Annotated in this window: 14 protein-coding genes, 1 tRNA gene and 2 pseudogenes; 11 read left to right on the plus strand and 6 right to left on the minus strand. The window is 66.3% G+C overall.

Features of this window, described 5'->3' with window-relative positions; genetic code table 11:
- The first annotated feature begins 133 nt into the window (after positions 1-133).
- The 7 genes and pseudogenes from G6N25_RS23695 to G6N25_RS23700 form a co-directional block, all read left to right on the plus strand.
- Positions 134-313 carry a hypothetical protein gene (locus G6N25_RS23695; protein WP_158084858.1) on the plus strand — a complete coding sequence of 60 codons (180 nt, stop codon included), beginning with the start codon at positions 134-136 and terminating at the stop codon, positions 311-313.
- Entirely contained in the window at positions 310-705 is a 396-nt protein-coding gene (locus G6N25_RS04035; protein ID WP_142272533.1) for a type II toxin-antitoxin system VapC family toxin, read from the plus strand. The genes G6N25_RS23695 and G6N25_RS04035 overlap by 4 nt, the downstream gene beginning before the upstream one ends.
- Positions 706-1,073: 368 nt before the next feature.
- Positions 1,074-1,445, plus strand: coding sequence for a hypothetical protein (locus G6N25_RS04040; protein WP_232065697.1), 372 nt, complete (start codon positions 1,074-1,076; stop codon positions 1,443-1,445).
- A gap of 345 nt (positions 1,446-1,790) precedes the next feature.
- Positions 1,791-2,612, plus strand: a complete 822-nt coding sequence (locus G6N25_RS24395; protein WP_083073119.1) for a helix-turn-helix domain-containing protein — start codon at positions 1,791-1,793, stop codon at positions 2,610-2,612.
- Between the two features lie 6 nt (positions 2,613-2,618).
- A complete protein-coding gene (locus G6N25_RS04050) occupies positions 2,619-2,801 on the plus strand; it encodes a helix-turn-helix domain-containing protein (protein WP_232065698.1) in 183 nt (60 codons plus the stop codon).
- A complete protein-coding gene (locus tag G6N25_RS04055; protein WP_142272534.1) occupies positions 2,798-4,132 on the plus strand; it encodes a site-specific integrase in 1,335 nt (444 codons plus the stop codon). The genes G6N25_RS04050 and G6N25_RS04055 overlap by 4 nt, the downstream gene beginning before the upstream one ends.
- A 125-nt stretch (positions 4,133-4,257) precedes the next feature.
- Positions 4,258-4,392, plus strand: a pseudogene (locus G6N25_RS23700) (transcriptional regulator); the annotation flags it as partial.
- Between the two features lie 36 nt (positions 4,393-4,428).
- On the opposite strand, the gene G6N25_RS04060 reads toward G6N25_RS23700, so the two are convergent.
- Positions 4,429-5,055 carry a Fic family protein gene (locus G6N25_RS04060; RefSeq protein WP_083073121.1) on the minus strand — a complete coding sequence of 209 codons (627 nt, stop codon included), beginning with the start codon at positions 5,053-5,055 and terminating at the stop codon, positions 4,429-4,431.
- Positions 5,056-5,373: 318 nt separating this feature from the next.
- A tRNA-Met gene (locus G6N25_RS04065) sits at positions 5,374-5,450 on the minus strand.
- Positions 5,451-5,643: 193 nt separating this feature from the next.
- On the opposite strand from G6N25_RS04065, the gene G6N25_RS04070 reads away from it, so the two are divergent.
- Complete coding sequence (locus G6N25_RS04070; RefSeq protein WP_083073122.1) at positions 5,644-6,660, plus strand: TIGR03617 family F420-dependent LLM class oxidoreductase; 1,017 nt, start codon at positions 5,644-5,646, stop codon at positions 6,658-6,660.
- 100 nt (positions 6,661-6,760) lie between these two features.
- Here G6N25_RS04070 and G6N25_RS04075 read toward each other — a convergent pair whose 3' ends face one another.
- Positions 6,761-9,736, minus strand: a complete 2,976-nt coding sequence (locus G6N25_RS04075; RefSeq protein WP_083073123.1) for a UPF0182 family protein — start codon at positions 9,734-9,736, stop codon at positions 6,761-6,763.
- A 68-nt stretch (positions 9,737-9,804) separates the two neighbouring features.
- The gene (locus tag G6N25_RS04080; protein ID WP_083073124.1) at positions 9,805-10,827 is read right to left on the minus strand and encodes a YlbL family protein; all 1,023 of its coding nucleotides are present in this window, start codon (positions 10,825-10,827) and stop codon (positions 9,805-9,807) included.
- A gap of 78 nt (positions 10,828-10,905) precedes the next feature.
- Between G6N25_RS04080 and G6N25_RS04085 the strand changes: the two genes are divergently transcribed.
- From G6N25_RS04085 to G6N25_RS04095, 3 genes are all read left to right on the plus strand, one after another.
- Positions 10,906-12,279 (plus strand): zinc-dependent metalloprotease, encoded by a 1,374-nt coding sequence (locus G6N25_RS04085; RefSeq protein ID WP_142272536.1) that lies wholly within the window; start codon positions 10,906-10,908, stop codon positions 12,277-12,279.
- Between the two features lie 38 nt (positions 12,280-12,317).
- The gene (locus G6N25_RS04090) at positions 12,318-13,187 is read left to right on the plus strand and encodes a cyclodehydratase (protein WP_083073126.1); all 870 of its coding nucleotides are present in this window, start codon (positions 12,318-12,320) and stop codon (positions 13,185-13,187) included.
- Positions 13,188-13,291: 104 nt separating this feature from the next.
- Positions 13,292-14,620: a macrolide-binding ATPase MABP-1 gene (locus tag G6N25_RS04095; protein WP_083073127.1), complete on the plus strand. Its 1,329-nt coding sequence runs from the start codon at positions 13,292-13,294 to the stop codon at positions 14,618-14,620.
- Between the two features lie 77 nt (positions 14,621-14,697).
- On the opposite strand, the gene G6N25_RS04100 is transcribed toward G6N25_RS04095, so the two are convergent.
- Both G6N25_RS04100 and G6N25_RS24400 read right to left on the minus strand, forming a co-directional pair.
- The gene (locus tag G6N25_RS04100; protein ID WP_083073128.1) at positions 14,698-14,964 is read right to left on the minus strand and encodes a WhiB family transcriptional regulator; all 267 of its coding nucleotides are present in this window, start codon (positions 14,962-14,964) and stop codon (positions 14,698-14,700) included.
- Positions 14,961-15,215 (minus strand): annotated as a pseudogene (locus tag G6N25_RS24400) (hypothetical protein); the annotation flags it as partial. The pseudogene G6N25_RS24400 and the gene G6N25_RS04100, both read right to left, overlap by 4 nt.
- Between the last annotated feature and the right edge of the window lie 82 nt (positions 15,216-15,297).

The raw sequence follows: 15,297 nt of genomic DNA on the forward strand, positions 1-15,297 counted from the left end.
AGTGTGAAAGATGGATAACCGGGATTATCAATTAAGCGCGCCGGACGCATCCTGTTCCGAGAGTGCGCAAATATTCGCCTACAGACTGTCGCCACATTCGTGCAGGTTCATGCAGGTCGATAGATTGGAGATCGTGGCTGGCTTCCCCGATATCCCGTCCGACCCCGCCGTGGTCGTCCTCAACCCACATGAGGAGATCACACCGGAGTCTTTCGTCGCATGGCTTGATCGTCGTCAAGCCGGGGAACCCATTGATCCCGGAGTGCGGGCAGCTGACACCCTCGCCGACCTGCGCACCGCTGGCGAGGTGTGAACCCGGTCGTCGATGCCTCCGCTGGCGTGGAGTTGGCTGCTGGCACGCTTCGCGGGCGCGCTCTGCGAACGCTGTTACCCGCCGACGTGGTGACATGGGTGCCGGAGCTGTTCTTCGTGGAGTGTGGAGCGGCGCCGCGAAGATGGAACTTGAACCGGATCCTGACACCCGCGCAGATCGATCATGCCATCGACGCGCTGACAGGCTGGCCGTTGCGCGTCACCGAGGTACGCGGGTTGTTCGCCGACGCGTGGCGGTTACGGGCAAACGTCACATTCGCCGACACAGTGTATGTGGCGCTCGCCAAGCACATTGGCGCCGACCTGCTTTCTGATGATGGCCGATTAGCCAACACTCCCGGCCTGCCAGTCCGGGTGCTGCGCCTCCCCTAACGTCGAGGCTGCCCGGTCCGCTTGACCGCCCAAGACTCGGCAAGTCCATCAAGCACATCAACGACACCACCGACTGACGCGCGAGTGCCAGCCCGCCATGCGCCTCTGTGGTTCGTTTCGAGTCGAGCGAACCAACCTCATCGTCAAGCTGCGGGCCTCCTCACGGAGGATCGGGCACCCATTGGCCGACCCGCCACGCCGTCCCCAAGGTACCCGTAGATGCACTAACTTCACTGCATCACCGAACATCAAACCTCTTGCACTCAGGTCAGCAGCTGTATACGCAATTTCGTCCGTATCTAATTAATTAGGCACCCCTTATGATCGTTCTCATGCCAGCTAGACGCTGCCCCCGATGTGGCGCAGAGATGCCGAGCAACACCTGGCCGCCGAAGCCCGGACGCCCGTCGATGTGGTGCTCACAGCAATGCCGGCGAGCCGCTTATGAAGAGCGCCGCGCAGCGAGGAACGGCGCCGTAGCGGTGCGGGTTGAGGTGGTCGAGAAGCCCGTCGACCGAATCGTGGAACGCGTCCGGATCGAGACAAAACAGGTTCAATCCAGCCCGGCCGAGGCCGCACAGATCGTGCTGGCATCGCCGCGCGCATGCCGCACCGTGTTGGAGTCCCTAGCCGCCGATGCGGATTCCGGACGGCTGAATGCCGGCGCGCACGCCCCAACGCTTCGGGCGGCTCAGCGCCTGCTGACGTCACTCAGACGCGCACGACTCATCAATGGCTGAAGCCGCGCTCATTGACGCGATCTGAGTCAACGTTGTAGCCCGGAGTGAAATCGCCTGCGGCCAGCACAGTCGGCGCACCGATCCACCGCCATCCACCGACGTACGCATCGCAACAAGGTATGCCGTTGCGATGCAGGGTGTTTCGCGATGTTTCACTGCGCTCCGCCAATCATCGGTAATCACATGCGCTGCAGGGAGATTCGATCAAACGAAATTCGCGTGACCGTCGCGCAGCGCCGTTAGCCGTGGTTACCGTTTACCCATGGAACGACGCGAGACGGATCGCCGCACGGCGCAGCCCGCTGAAACGGGCGTCGTTAAGCCGTTTTTTGTCGGAGCGTCGGAATGAGCTGGGAAGCACTCGCGTGGGCGAAGGACTTGGACATCAGCAACCCGGTCGCCAAGTTCATCCTCGTCCTACTGGCAAATAAGGCGGATGAAGACTTCTCCTGCTATCCCTCAATCCGCACTCTAATGGCTGAATCCGGCGCCGGCAGAAGCACCGTCTTGCGCGCGCTGAGCTATCTAGAAACGCAGGCCTTCATGACCCGGCGTCCGCAATTCCACGACTCCGGGGCTCGCCGTTCAACCCGGTACTACCTAAATCACCCTCGAACACAACATCTTCCAACCGGTCTCGATCCGGGACCCCCCAGTCCCAATGCGGGACGGGGGCCGTCCCACAGCGGGACGGGGTCGGTGTCAAATCGACACCCTACGGGGGTCCCAGATCGGGACCCCTTGAATCCATCAACCGAATCACCATCCGATCCGGACGACGCCGCGGCACTGATCCTGGGGACAGTGATCGATTCATGGAAACTGGGGACCCGCAACGCGAACAGTCTCTTGCCGGCCATCAAGTCCGCACTGGCGCGCGGTTGGCTTGCCTCAGACCTCACGGACCATCTGATCCGAAACCCGAATGGGGCGCGTGATCCGGTTCGAGTGCTGGCCCGCCGACTCAACGATGCCTGGCCGGTGCGAGACCCGCCCATGACAGCGGTGCCTTGGTGTGGTGAATGCGAGGACGAGCATTCTCGCACAATCACGGTCACTGAGCCCGACGGAACCGAAGCCGCGCGCTTTTGTCCACAATGCAGCCCGCAAGTCCACAGGGCATGCCCCTCCGAAGAAATATCCGTTCAGCATATGGAAAGGTGGTGAATTACCTTGGAGAGCAACGTGTTCAATGATCTTCCCCTACTGCTGGCCGTACCCCACGCCGCGCAGTTGCTGGGAATCAGTCGGGCCGCAGCTTATCGGTTGGTGGCCTCCGACGAACTACCCGTTCGTCGGCTCGGCGGCCGCATTTACGTCGTGACCGCAGGACTGCGCGAACTGGTGGCATCGTGAAAGGCACGGTGCACCAGCGCGGTTCGTCCTGGTACTACAAATTCCGCCTGCCAGAACGGGACCCGTCGACCGGCAGATACCCCTGGATCACCAAGGGCGGCTTCGACACCGAACGCGAGGCATGGAAAGCCTGCCGAGATGCCATGCGCGACGCCGACCGCGGCCGCGTCGTCAAGCCGTCGACCCGGACGGTGGCGCAGTTCCTCACCGAGTGGCTCGCCGCGGTCGAACCGGCGCTCGACGCCACGACGTGGCGGAGTTGGAGCGACTACGCCCGTACATACGTCCTACCCCACATCGGTGCCGAGCGCTTGCAACGACTCGACGAGCCCCAGCTGCTCAAGCTCTACGGCAAGCTGCTCACTGAGGGCCGCGTCAAGCGTGACAACGACTCCGTGATGTACGCATACTGGTCGGAGCGCAACGCCGCTGGCGACCCGCCCACACCACGGCAGCTATCGGAGGCGTGCAACACGACGATCCACGCGGCCCGCACGGCTGTGCGGCGCTATCGGGTCGGCATTGTGCCCAAGCCGATTCCGCCGGGCCTGGCACCCAAGACCGTCCGCAACGTCCACGCCTTCCTCCACCGCGCACTGGTCGACGCGGTGGCCTGGAAGTACATCACCGACAACCCCGCGAGCAACGTGAAGCCGCCGCGTCGGCCACGAACCCGCCGCATGGTGTGGAAGCCGGAGGAAATTCGGACATTCCTCACGTCGATCCGCAACGATCGGTTCGCAGCGCTGTTCCTGTTGGAACTCACCACCGGGATTCGGCGCGGCCAGGTGTGCGGTTTGAAGTGGTCCGACGTCGACCTGGACACCGGCGTGATCACCGTGCACGACAATCGCGTGGTGGTAGGCGGCCGGGCACTGGACAAGGCCGGCGGCAAAACCCGCAACGCTGACCAGACGATCTCCATCGACCGCACCACGGTGGCGGCGCTGCGCCGCTGGCGCCAGCTCCAAGACACCGAACGCGAATTCTTTGGCAACGCCTACCACCCGGGCGACTATCTGTTCACCTACCAAGACGGCCGGCCGCCACATCCCGACACGATCCGCCAACGCTTCGACAGACTGGCAGCCGCGGCGGGCCTGGCGCGCATCACCTTCCACGACCTGCGCCACTCCTACGCCACCGGTGCGCTGCGGGCCGGCATTAGCCCGAAAGTGATCAGCGAGCGGATCGGCCACGCCAACGTCGGATTCTTCCTCGAGACCTACGCCCATGTGCTGGAAAACGACGACCGCGACGCAGCGGAACAGGCCGCCGCATTTCTGCTCGGAGACGCCTGGGACTCAGACGATGAGAACGGTCTGGACTGATGCGCCGCCCGCGAGCGAGACATTAACTACAATTCAGAAGTTGCGCGGGCACCGGAAGGCTTCTACCGCGGAGTATTTCGGTCCCCTGCAACCCGGCAAACGACCGCGACTGGCGAGGGAGGTGAGTGGCCATGGCTCGGAGTTGGCGTGAAGTTCGGGCGGATGCCGTTGCGCAGGGTCGACTCGATCCGCTGCGTGCAGAGGCCGCGCGCCAGACTATGCACGCTGCCGTTCGCGCCTACCGACTCGCAGCGATCCGCAACTAGCACACGCGGGTGCCGGTCGATCGCGCGTGTTCAGGGCTCGATTGCCCGCACAGTGATGAAATCCGCGAGCTCACGAACGTCGCGATGTCCGTCGTACTCGCGTAGCAGCGCAATGTATCGCTTCTTGTCGACGTTCCAGTCGTACTGCAGAACTTGGTCTGAGTCCTGACCTGCGGTAAAGACGAGGTCCGAAAGTAGACGGGTGGCGCGACCATTCCCGTCAGTGAACGGGTGAATCCGGACCGTTTCGGCGTGCACGGCGATGCCGAGCGCACGGGACGTCCAGTCTGTCGTGTGCTGCCACCGATAGCGGATCGTGTCCAGTGAGTTGCGCAGTTCGACAGCAATCTGCTCTGGTGCAACCCCAATGCTCAGTTCGCGACGGCGCAATAACCCGCCCCAGGTCCAAATGTCGCTGAATAGCCGCGCATGCAGGTCCCGGAGAAAGAAATCTTGGAGTAGCTCGTCCAACCCGACGGCGCCGTCGAGCACCGCGGTGAGGAGTTCCTCAGCGACCTGTTCCTGCACACCCTGCTCAAGGTCATACACCGCAGCCTTGGTGATGGGTTTCCCAAGCAGCTCCGCAATGCGCGGTAGCAATGCCTCAAGCTCGTCGTCGGGAAGCGGGGTTTCTCCGTATCCCGGCGTGAGGGACATCAGGGCCGTGGCTGTCGCTCAGCCAGAAATCGCCTCACAGCGGCTGACCGGACGTAGCCGGCTGGAACCGCGCGGTTTTCGAGCTTCGCCGAGGCCTTGGTGGATCGCACGGCGATCTGCTTCACGACAGCCTTTGTCACAGCATGACGCGGCACAACCAACACCTCCCTACTGGCGATCTCAAAGGCCCATGCTACCGCCGGACGGGCACACACAATCCAGCCAGCGATGCACTTGTTACCGACGCTAATGTTCCCAAAAGTGTTCCCATCGGGCATGAAAATGGCTCCCGGAGAAGTCTCCGGGAGCCATTTCCGCTGGTAGCGGGGACAGGATTCGAACCTGCGACCTCTGGGTTATGAGCCCAGCGAGCTACCGAGCTGCTCCACCCCGCGTTGGTAAATGACAGGTTACCGAACGCGCGTCTCGGCGGCCAAATCGCGCGCTGACCAGACTCTTTGTCGCCTGGGGACTGGCCCATTCAATGGTCGGAGCACCGGGAGGCCTTGATCCGCCGGTAGTCGGCTCGCCCGAGAAGGTCGGCGTGACGACGAAGTGGACCCGCGAATTTCGGCATACTGTTCGGCCATGCACGTCGACGTGATGATGATCCCGCAAGCGCTCAACAAGGTCGGCGACCTGGCCCGTCGAACGCAGGCCGCGGGGTTTTCCGGTCTGCTGATCACCGAGACCGGCCGTACGGCGTATCTCAACGCCGCCGTCGCCTCGCAGGCCGCACCCGGCCTCGAGCTGTCCACCGGGGTCGCGGTGGCGTTTCCGCGCAGCCCCTTCGTCACGGCGGCCGCGGCGTGGGAACTTCAGGAAGCAACGGGCGGGAAGTTCCGGCTCGGTCTGGGCACGCAAGTGCGCACACATGTCGTGCGGCGATACGGCATGGCCTTCGACCGTCCCGGCCCGCGGCTGCGCGACTACGTGCTCGCGGTGAAGGCGTGTTTCGCCGCCTTCCGCACGGGCAAGCTTGACCACCGCGGCGCGTTCTATGATCTCGATTTCATCACCCCGCAGTGGAGCCCGGGACCGATTGCCGCACCCGACCCCAAAGTCGATGTCGCAGCGGTGAATCCGTGGATGCTGCGGATGGCCGGTGAAGTGGCCGACGGCGTGCATGTCCACCCGATCGGCGAGCCGGGGTACCTCACCCGTCACGTCCTGCCGAACGTCGCCGCGGGGGCGGCCACAGCGGGGCGCTCCCCGTCGGACATCGCGCTGATGGTGCCGGTGATGACGATCGTCGGTGACAGCGACGAAGAGCGCGCCAAACAACGAGATTCGGTGCGCGCCAGCATGGCTTTCTACGGGAGTACCCCCAACTACGCGTTCATCTGGAACGAGGCTGGGTTCGAGGGAACGACGGCGCGGATCCGTGAGAAGCAGAAGGCCGGGGACTTCGCCGGCATGGCGGCCCAGGTCAGCGACGAGCACGTCGCCGCCTTTGCCACCGAGTCGACCTGGGACGGGTTGGCCGACGCGCTGACCCAAAAGTACGCGGGGATCGCAACGCGCCTGGTGCTGTACACCGCCCTGGGAGATCACGAACGCTTCGAGCGATACGGCGAGGTCGCCCGCCGCATGATCACTGGGTAAGCACGCCGCGAGGGTGCGCAGAATGCCACCGATTGCGGCGTGTCGGTGTACAAACACGCACGCTCGCGGCCAAAAGGGGCCAGCGGCCAAACGAACAGGCCTATTTGGCGGCGTTGTATTTGGTGATCGCGTCGTCGAGGCGCTGCAGCGCCGCGCCGTAGGCCGCGAAATCGCCCTTCTTCTGGGCGTCTTTCGCCGCGCCGATCGCCGTCTGGATCTCCTGCAGGGCGGCGGCCTTGGCCGGGGACAACGTCACCGAGCCGTCGGGGGACGGCGGCACCGCCGTCGGCGGGGGCGGCGGCCCCGGTGCCGCGGCGGGCGCCGGTGCGCCGGCGGGCGGGGGCGCGCCGGCCTCGGTGGGTTGTATTCCCGTCGCGGCCGCGCCGGCGCCGGGGCCGAACAACCCGGTCAGGGCGTCACCCACCGTGGGGCCGTAGCCGATCTTGTCGTTGTACATCATCGCCACCCGGATCAACCGCGGGTACGACGAGGCGGCGTCGCTGGCGCCCGGCGACGCGTAGACGGGTTCGACGTAAAGCAGCCCGCCCTGGCCCACCGGCAGCGTCAGCAGGTTGCCCCACCGGATCCGGTTCTGATTGTCGCGCCCGATCACCCCGAGGTCCTGGGACACCGCCGGGTCGGTGGTGATCGCATTGTTGGCCAGCTTCGGGCCATTGACCTGACCCGGGATGGTCAACACGGTGATCCTGCCGTACGTCGACGGATCGGAGCTGGCGCTGATGTAGGCGGCCAGATAGTCGCGCTTGAACCTGTTCATCGCGCTGATCAATTGGTACGACGACGAATTGTCGTTCTTCGTAATGTTTTTCGCGACGATGTAGTACGGCGGCTGGTAGCTGCTGGCGGTTGGGTTCGGATCCAGCGGCACATCCCAGAAATCGGAGGTGGAGAAGAACGTCACCGGGTCGTTGACGTGGTATTTGGCCAGCAGCATCCGCTGCACCTTGAAGAGGTCTTCGGGATAGCGCAGATGCTCGGCGAGCTCGGGGGTGATGTCGCTCTTGGGTTTGACGGTGCCGGGAAACACCTGCATCCAGGCTTTCAGCACCGGATCCTGCTCGTCCTGCTGATACAGCGTGACGGTGCCGTCGTAGGCATCCACCGTGGCCTTCACGGAATTTCGGATGTAGGAGACGAGCTTGTCGGGCGCCAGGCGGTTGAACGCCACCTCGGTGGAGTCGGCGGTCGCCGATTCCAGCGAGGTGAGCTCGGAGTACGGGTAGTTGTCCAGGGTGGTGTAGCCGTCGAGGATCCACACCAGCCGCTTGTTGACGATCGCCGGATACACGGCGCTGTCGGTCGTCAGCCACGGCGCCACCGCCTCCACCCGCCGCGCCGGATCACGGTTGAACAAGATCTTGCTGTTGGACCCGATCACGTTGGAGAACAAGAAGTTTCGCTCGGCGAACTTGGCGGCGAACACGCTGCGGGATATCCAGCCGCCGACGGGAACCCCGCCGAGGCCGGTGTAGGTGTAGTTCTTGGTCTCGGTGCTGGTTTCGTAGTCGTATTCCCGGTCGGCGCCGTTGCGCCCGACGATCGCATAGTCGGCGGACGTGTTGGAGATGACGGGTCCGTAGTAGACGCGCGGCTGGTCCAGCGGTGCCGGCCCGTCGGACACCACGCTGCCGTTGGCGCCGACCACGTTGGCCAGAAACTCCGGGTAGCCGCCGTTTTGGTTGGGGTCGTTGGCGATGCCGCGCACGGTGTTGGCCGGCGACGCGATGAACCCGTTGCCGTGGGTGTAGACGGTGTGCCGGTTGATCCAGTCACGCTGGTTGTCGATCAGCCGGTCGGGGTTGAGTTCCCGTGCGGCGACGACATAGTCGCGCAACGCGCCGTTGCGGTCGAGGTAGCGGTCGATGGACAGCTGGTCGGGAAAGTAGTAGAAGTTCTTGCCCTGCTGGAACTGGGTGAACGCCGGGCTGACGATCGTCGGGTCGAGAAGCCGGATGTTGGAGGTGGTCGCGCGGTCGGCCGCGACCTGCTGGGCGGTGGCCTGGCCGTCGCCGGTGTAGTTGCGGTAGGTCACCACGTCGGACGTCAGGCCGTAGGCATGCCGGGTGGCGGTGATGCTACGGCTGATGTATTCGCTTTCCTTTTGCGCGGCATTGGGTTTGACGCTGATCTGCTCGACGATCAACGGCCACCCGGCGCCCACGATCAGTGACGACAGCAGCAGCAGAACCAGCCCAATGGCCGGAATCCGCAAGTCCCGCAGAGCGATAGCGGAGAACACCGCGGCCGCGCAGATCAGCGCGATCGCCATCAGGATCAGCTTCGCCGGCAGCACGGCGTTGATGTCGGTGTACCCGGCGCCGGTGAACGGCTTTCCGCCGCGGGTGTGCGACAGCAGCTCGTAGCGGTCCAGCCAATAGGCGAACGCTTTGAGCAGCACCAGCGCGCCGACCAGGCTGACCAGTTGGATCCGCGCCGAGCGGCTCAGCGCGCCGGTGCGGCCGGACAGCCGAATGCCACCAAAGATGTAGTGCGACAGCAGGTTCGCCACGAGCGCCAGAAACACCGCCACGAACACGTAGCTGAGCAACAACCGGTAGAACGGCAGGTCGAATGCGTAGAAGCCGAGGTCCCTGCCGAACTGGGGATCCTTGACGCCGAAGTCTCCGCCATGGAGAAACAGCTGGATCCGCACCCAATAGCTCTGCGCGATGATGCCCGCCAGCAGCCCGATCGCGGTCGGGATTCCGATGCCCACCAGCCGCAGGCGGGAAACGACGACGGCGCGGTACCGCGCCACCGGGTCGTTGGTGTTGCTCGGGACGAAGACGGGCCGGGTGCGGTAGGCCAACGCGAGGCCGGCGAACACGATGCCGCCGACCAGCAGACCGGCGACCAGAAAGACGACGATGCGGGTGACCAGCACGGTGGTGAACACCGAGCGATAACCGAGCTCCCCGAACCAGAGCCAGTCGACGTAGGCGTCGATCAGCCGGGGACCGGCGAGCAGCAAAACGATCACACCCAATGCGATCAGGATCAGAATCCGGCTACGCCGAGTCAGCTTCGGCATCCGTGCGGTGGGCCGCATCCCCACTGGCTACGCTCCCTGCTTGATTGCTAGACGGTGACAACTCTACGCATTGCGCGACCCGCGATCGCGGGCTAGCAACTGGGCGCCTGCCCGCCCGACGTGATCGCGTGTAACGCGTCCACCGCCTGACCGAGGGTCTCGACCTTCACCAGACGCATGCCGGACGGGTTGTCCGAGTTCGCCTCGTAGCAGTTCTTGGCGGGCACCAGAAACACTGTGGCTCCGGCCGCGTGGGCGGCGACCATCTTGTGGGTGATGCCCCCGATCTGGCCCACCTTGCCGTCGAGGGAGATGGTGCCGGTTCCGGCGATGAACGTCGACCCGGCCAGGTCACCGGTGGTGAGCTTGTCGACGACCGCCAGGCTGAACATCAGCCCGGCGGAGGGCCCGCCCACATTGGCCAGGTTGAAGTCGACGGTGAACGGCGCCCAGGGCGCGTCGAGCACCGCGACACCCATGAAGCCGTAGTCGCGATCCTTGTTCGCGCCCAGCGTAATTTGTGCCACGCCGGCGGGCTCGTTCTTGCGCCGAAAGTCGATGATCACCGCCTGACCGGGCTTGGTGTTCTTCAGCAACCCGGTGAACTGCTCGACGTTGACCACCGGAATGCCGTTGACAGCGTCGATGGCGTCACCGGACTTCAGCTTGCCCGCCGACGGACCCGGGTCGGTGACCGTCGCGACGGTGACCGCGGGCGCGTACTTCAGGTACCCCAGGGCGGCATACGCGGCGCTGTCCTCGGACTGCTTGAAATCGGCGTTGTTGGCCTTGTCGACGTCCTCGCGCGACTTGCCCGGCGGGTACACGAGATCGCGCGGTATCAGCTGCTCCTGCCCCGAGAGCCACAGCGTCAGCGCTTCGCCCAGGGTCAGGTCGTCGCGCTGGGACACCGTCGTCATGTTGAGGTGGCCCGTCGTCGGGTGGGTCAGGGCACCCTCGATGGCGACCACCTGCTTGCCGTCGACCTCGCCGAGCGTGTCGAACGTCGGGCCCGGGCCCAGCGACACGAACGGCACCGTCACCACCGCGAGCAACACGCCGAAGGCCACGATCGGCACCAACGCGACGATCAGGGTCAGAATCCGCCTGTTCACGCCGCTTAGACTAGACGGACCCCGCTCAGGCCCGTTCAGCTACGAGCGTGACCCGGGATCCCACGTTCTGTTCCCGCGGTGAGTACCGTTGACGTTATGCCTGACCTGCCTTTCGGCTTCTCCTCGGGAGACGACCCCGAACGCGAGAAGCGCGGGAAAGATCCCGACCCCGGATCGGGGGCCTCCAACCCGTCGGGCGCTTTCGGCATGGGCGGAGATTTCGGCATGGGCGACCTGGGCCAGATCTTCACCCAGCTGGGCCAGATGTTCAGCAGCGCCGGCACCGTCATGGCCGGCGGGAAGACGTCCGGACCGGTCAACTACGAGCTGGCGCGGCGGGTCGCGTCCAGCTCGATCGGGTTTGCCGCGCCCATCCCCGCCACGACGAACAAAGCGATCGCCGACGCGGTGCACCTCGCCGAAACCTGGCTGGACGGGGCGACGGCGCTGCCCGCGGGCACCACCAACGCGGTGGGCTGGAGCCCCACCGACTGGGTCGACAACACCTTGGAGACCTGGAAGCGGTTGTGCGACCCGATGGCCGAGCAGATCGCGACGGTCTGGGCGTCGTCCCTGCCCGACGAGGCCAAGAGCATGGCCGGCCCGCTGCTGGCGATGATGTCGCAGATGGGCGGCATGGCCTTCGGCTCACAGCTGGGCCAGGCGCTGGGACGCCTGTCCCGGGAGGTGCTGACCTCGACCGACATCGGCCTGCCGCTGGGGCCCCGGGGGGTGGCCGCGCTGCTGCCGGACGCCGTCGAATCGTTCGCCGCCGGGCTGGAGCAGCCGCGCAGCGAGATCCTGACGTTCCTGGCCGCGCGCGAGGCCGCGCACCACCGGCTGTTCAGCCACGTGCCGTGGCTAAGCAGTCAATTGCTGGGCGCCGTCGAGGCCTACGCCAGGGGCATGAAGATCGACATGACCGGAATCGAGGAGCTGGCACGCGACTTCAACCCGGCCTCGCTGTCCGATCCGGCGGCCATCGAAAACCTGCTCGGTCAGGGGGTTTTCGAGCCGAAGGCGACGCCGGCGCAGAAGCAGGCGCTGGACCGGCTCGAGACGCTGTTGGCGTTGATCGAGGGCTGGGTGCAGGTCGTGGTGAGCGCGGCCCTGGGCGACCGGATCCCGGGCACGGTCGCGCTGAGCGAGACGCTGCGCCGGCGCCGGGCCAGCGGCGGCCCGGCCGAGCAGACGTTCGCGACGCTGGTCGGCCTGGAGCTGCGGCCGCGCAAGCTGCGGGAGGCCGCGGCGCTGTGGGAGCGCCTGACCCAGGCCGCCGGCGCCGACGTCCGCGACGCCGTCTGGCAGCACCCGGATCTGCTTCCCGGCGCCGACGACCTCGATGAGCCGGCCGGGTTCATCGACCGCGTCATCGGTGGGGACACCAGCGGCATCGACGAGGCGATCGCCAAGCTCGAGGACCCCGACACCGACGGCCCTGTGGATAACTGAGCGCGGCGTTCGCCGCCCGCGTGGCACCGTGTCAACCCATGACCCAGGCCATGTCGGGGGCCGCGCTCTCGCGGTACGCGCTGGACCCGGCGATGCCGGTGCTGCTGCGACCCGACGGCGCCGTCCAGGTCGGCTGGGATCCCCGCCGCGCCGTGCTGGTCCGCCCGCCGTGCGGCCTGGCCGCCGCGGAGTTGGCGAGGCTGCTGCGGTCCATGCGATCCCCGACGCCGATATCGGAATTGCAGCGGCAGGCCGCCGATCGCGGGTTGCAGGACGCGGACGGCCTGACGAGCCTCGTCACGCAGTTGGTGGGCGCCGGCGTGGCGACCGAGTGTGGGCGGCCGCGGGGCCGGGCGGCGTCGATCCGCATCCACGGCCGCGGGCCGCTGTCGGAGCTGCTCGTGCAGGCGTTGCGCTGCTCGGGGGCCCGCATCGCGCACAGCAGCCAGCCGCACGCCGCCGTGTCGGCCGCCGCCGTGGACCTGGTGGTGCTGTCGGACTACCTGGTCGCCGACCCGCGCATGGTGCGGGATCTGCACAGCCAGGGGGTCCCGCACCTGCCGGTTCGGGTGCGCGACGGCACCGGGCTGGTGGGCCCGCTGGTCATCCCCGGCGTGACCAGCTGTTTGAGCTGCGCGGACCTGCACCGCCGCGACCGTGATGCCGCGTGGCCGGCCATCGCCGCCCAGTTGCGCGACACCGTCGGGGTGGCCAACCGGGCCACCCTGCTGGCCACCGCGGCCCTGGCGCTCAGCCAGGTGAACCGGGTGATCGCCGCGGTCCGCGGGCAGGAGGCGGTGCCCGATCCCGCGCCGCCGCCGGCGCTGAACGCCACCTTGGAGTTCGACCTCAACGCCGGCGCGATCGTCGCGCGCGAGTGGACCAGGCATCCGATGTGCTCATGCTGACGCCGACTTTCGCCCGGTCCGGGCCGTGTGCGCGCCACCGGGCGGGAAGCCGGTTGTGGCCGGATCGACAACATCGGGCGCTGACCGTCGTGGATGATGGATAGGTGGCAGATATCAAGCGCGGCCGTGCCGCGCGCAACGCCAAGCTGGCCAGCATTCCGGTCGGCTTCGCCGGTCGGGCGGCGCTCGGCTTCGGCAAGCGGTTGACCGGCAAGTCGAAGGACGAAGTCCAGGCCGAGCTGCTGGAGAAGGCCGCCAACCAGTTGTTCACCGTCCTGGGTGAGCTCAAGGGCGGGGCGATGAAGGTGGGCCAGGCCCTGTCGGTGATGGAAGCCGCCATTCCCGAGGAGTACGGCGAGCCCTACCGCGAGGCGCTGACCAAGCTGCAGAAGGACGCCCCGCCGCTGCCCGCCGCCAAGGTGCACCGGGTGCTCGACGCGCAGCTGGGCACCAAGTGGCGGGGGCGGTTCAGCTCGTTCGACGACACCCCGGTCGCCTCGGCCAGCATCGGTCAGGTGCACAAGGCCGTGTGGTCCGACGGCCGCGAGGTGGCCGTCAAGATCCAGTACCCCGGCGCCGACGAGGCGCTGCGCGCCGACCTCAAGACCATGCAGCGGATGGTCGGGGTGTTCAAGCAGCTGTCCCCGGGCGCCGACGTCCAGGGCGTCGTCGACGAACTGATCCAGCGCACCGAGATGGAGCTCGACTACCGGCTGGAGGCCGACAACCAGCGGGCGTTCGCCAAGGCGTATCACGACCACCCGCACTTCGCGGTGCCGCGCATCGTGGCCAGCGCGCCGAAGGTGGTGATCCAGGAGTGGATCGACGGCGTGCCGATGGCCGAAATCATCCGCGACGGGACGACCAAGCAGCGCGACCTGATCGGCACCCGCCTGCTCGAGCTCACCTTCGACGCGCCGCGCCGGCTGGAGATGCTGCACGGCGACGCCCACCCGGGAAATTTCATGCTGCTGCCCGATGGCCGGATGGGCGTCATCGATTTCGGTGCCGTCGCGCCCCTGCCCGGCGGCTATCCCGTCGAGCTCGGGATGACGATCCGGTTGGCCCGCGACAAGAACTACGACCTGCTGTTGCCGACGATGGAGAAGGTCGGCTTCATCCAGAAAGGCCGGCAGGTGTCGGTGCGCGACATCGATGAGATGCTGCGCCAGTACGTCGAACCCATCGAGGTCGACGTGTTCCACTACACCCGCAAGTGGCTGCAGAGGATGACCGTGAGCCAGATAGACCGGTCCGTCTCGCAGATCAAGACGGCTCGGCAAATGGATCTGCCGCCCAAGCTGGCGATCCCGATGCGGGTGATCTCGTCGGTGGCGGCGATCCTCTGCCAGTTGGATGCGCATGTGCCGATCAAGGCGCTCTCGGAAGAACTGATCCCTGGTTTCGCCGAGCCCGACACGGCCGTCGTTTAAACCCCCGCGAGGGTGCAACCATCGACGCCGTCTCGTGGGAAATGCGTCGGCAGTGGCACTTTCGCGGCGCGGGTTTTCTAGGCGGCGACGGCCTTGCGGGGGCGTCCGCGCGGACGCTTGTAGCTCACGATCGATCCTCGCTCGAGGATCTCGCCGCCCCATACCCCCCAGGGCTCCGCGCGTTCCAGCGCGGCCGTCAGGCAGCGGCGGCGGATCGGGCAGCTCGCGCACAGGGTCTTGGCGCGTTCCAGGTCGGCGGGGGTTTCGGCGAACCAGAGGTCGGGGTCGCCGGCATGACACGGCAACTCCGGCGTTGTCGGTCTAGGGACTGGCGGTGCCGACATGTCCTGCTCACCTGCTTCCTGGTCTGATGGCTGTCCTTGTTCTTCCGATCCGGACCAGGTTGCGGGCTTTGACTCACGCCCCAAAACTGCGGCCACGGATCCTGGTGACTTCGGGTCCGTGGCCGGTTGGGAGAAAGGGCTTTTTAGGTGCGGCCCCGATCCACGGACGCGTCAGTCGCGGCGGCGGCATGGGAGGTCCCCGCGGTCAGCACCGCGCCGGCCACGCCGACACCGAATGTGGTGTTGAACATCGTGGCCACCTCCTCTCGCCTGCGCGCATGCCGGCCTTCAGCCGGCAGCGGATTGCGGTTTCGAGGGTAAATGATACCGGTC

The organism is Mycobacterium heidelbergense (assembly GCF_010730745.1).
Taxonomy (GTDB): Bacteria; Actinomycetota; Actinomycetes; order Mycobacteriales; family Mycobacteriaceae; genus Mycobacterium; species Mycobacterium heidelbergense.

Bases quoted from the DNA above. Each gene is read 5' to 3' on its own strand.
- G6N25_RS24395 (WP_083073119.1), top strand. From the start codon at position 1,791: ATGAGCTGGGAAGCACTCGCGTGGGCGAAGGACTTGGACATCAGCAAC.
- G6N25_RS04060 (WP_083073121.1), bottom strand. From the start codon at position 5,055: ATGTCCCTCACGCCGGGATACGGAGAAACCCCGCTTCCCGACGACGAG.
- G6N25_RS04090 (WP_083073126.1), top strand. From the start codon at position 12,318: ATGACCCAGGCCATGTCGGGGGCCGCGCTCTCGCGGTACGCGCTGGAC.
- G6N25_RS04040 (WP_232065697.1), top strand. From the start codon at position 1,074: ATGCCGAGCAACACCTGGCCGCCGAAGCCCGGACGCCCGTCGATGTGG.
- G6N25_RS04100 (WP_083073128.1), bottom strand. From the start codon at position 14,964: ATGTCGGCACCGCCAGTCCCTAGACCGACAACGCCGGAGTTGCCGTGT.
- G6N25_RS04070 (WP_083073122.1), top strand. From the start codon at position 5,644: ATGCACGTCGACGTGATGATGATCCCGCAAGCGCTCAACAAGGTCGGC.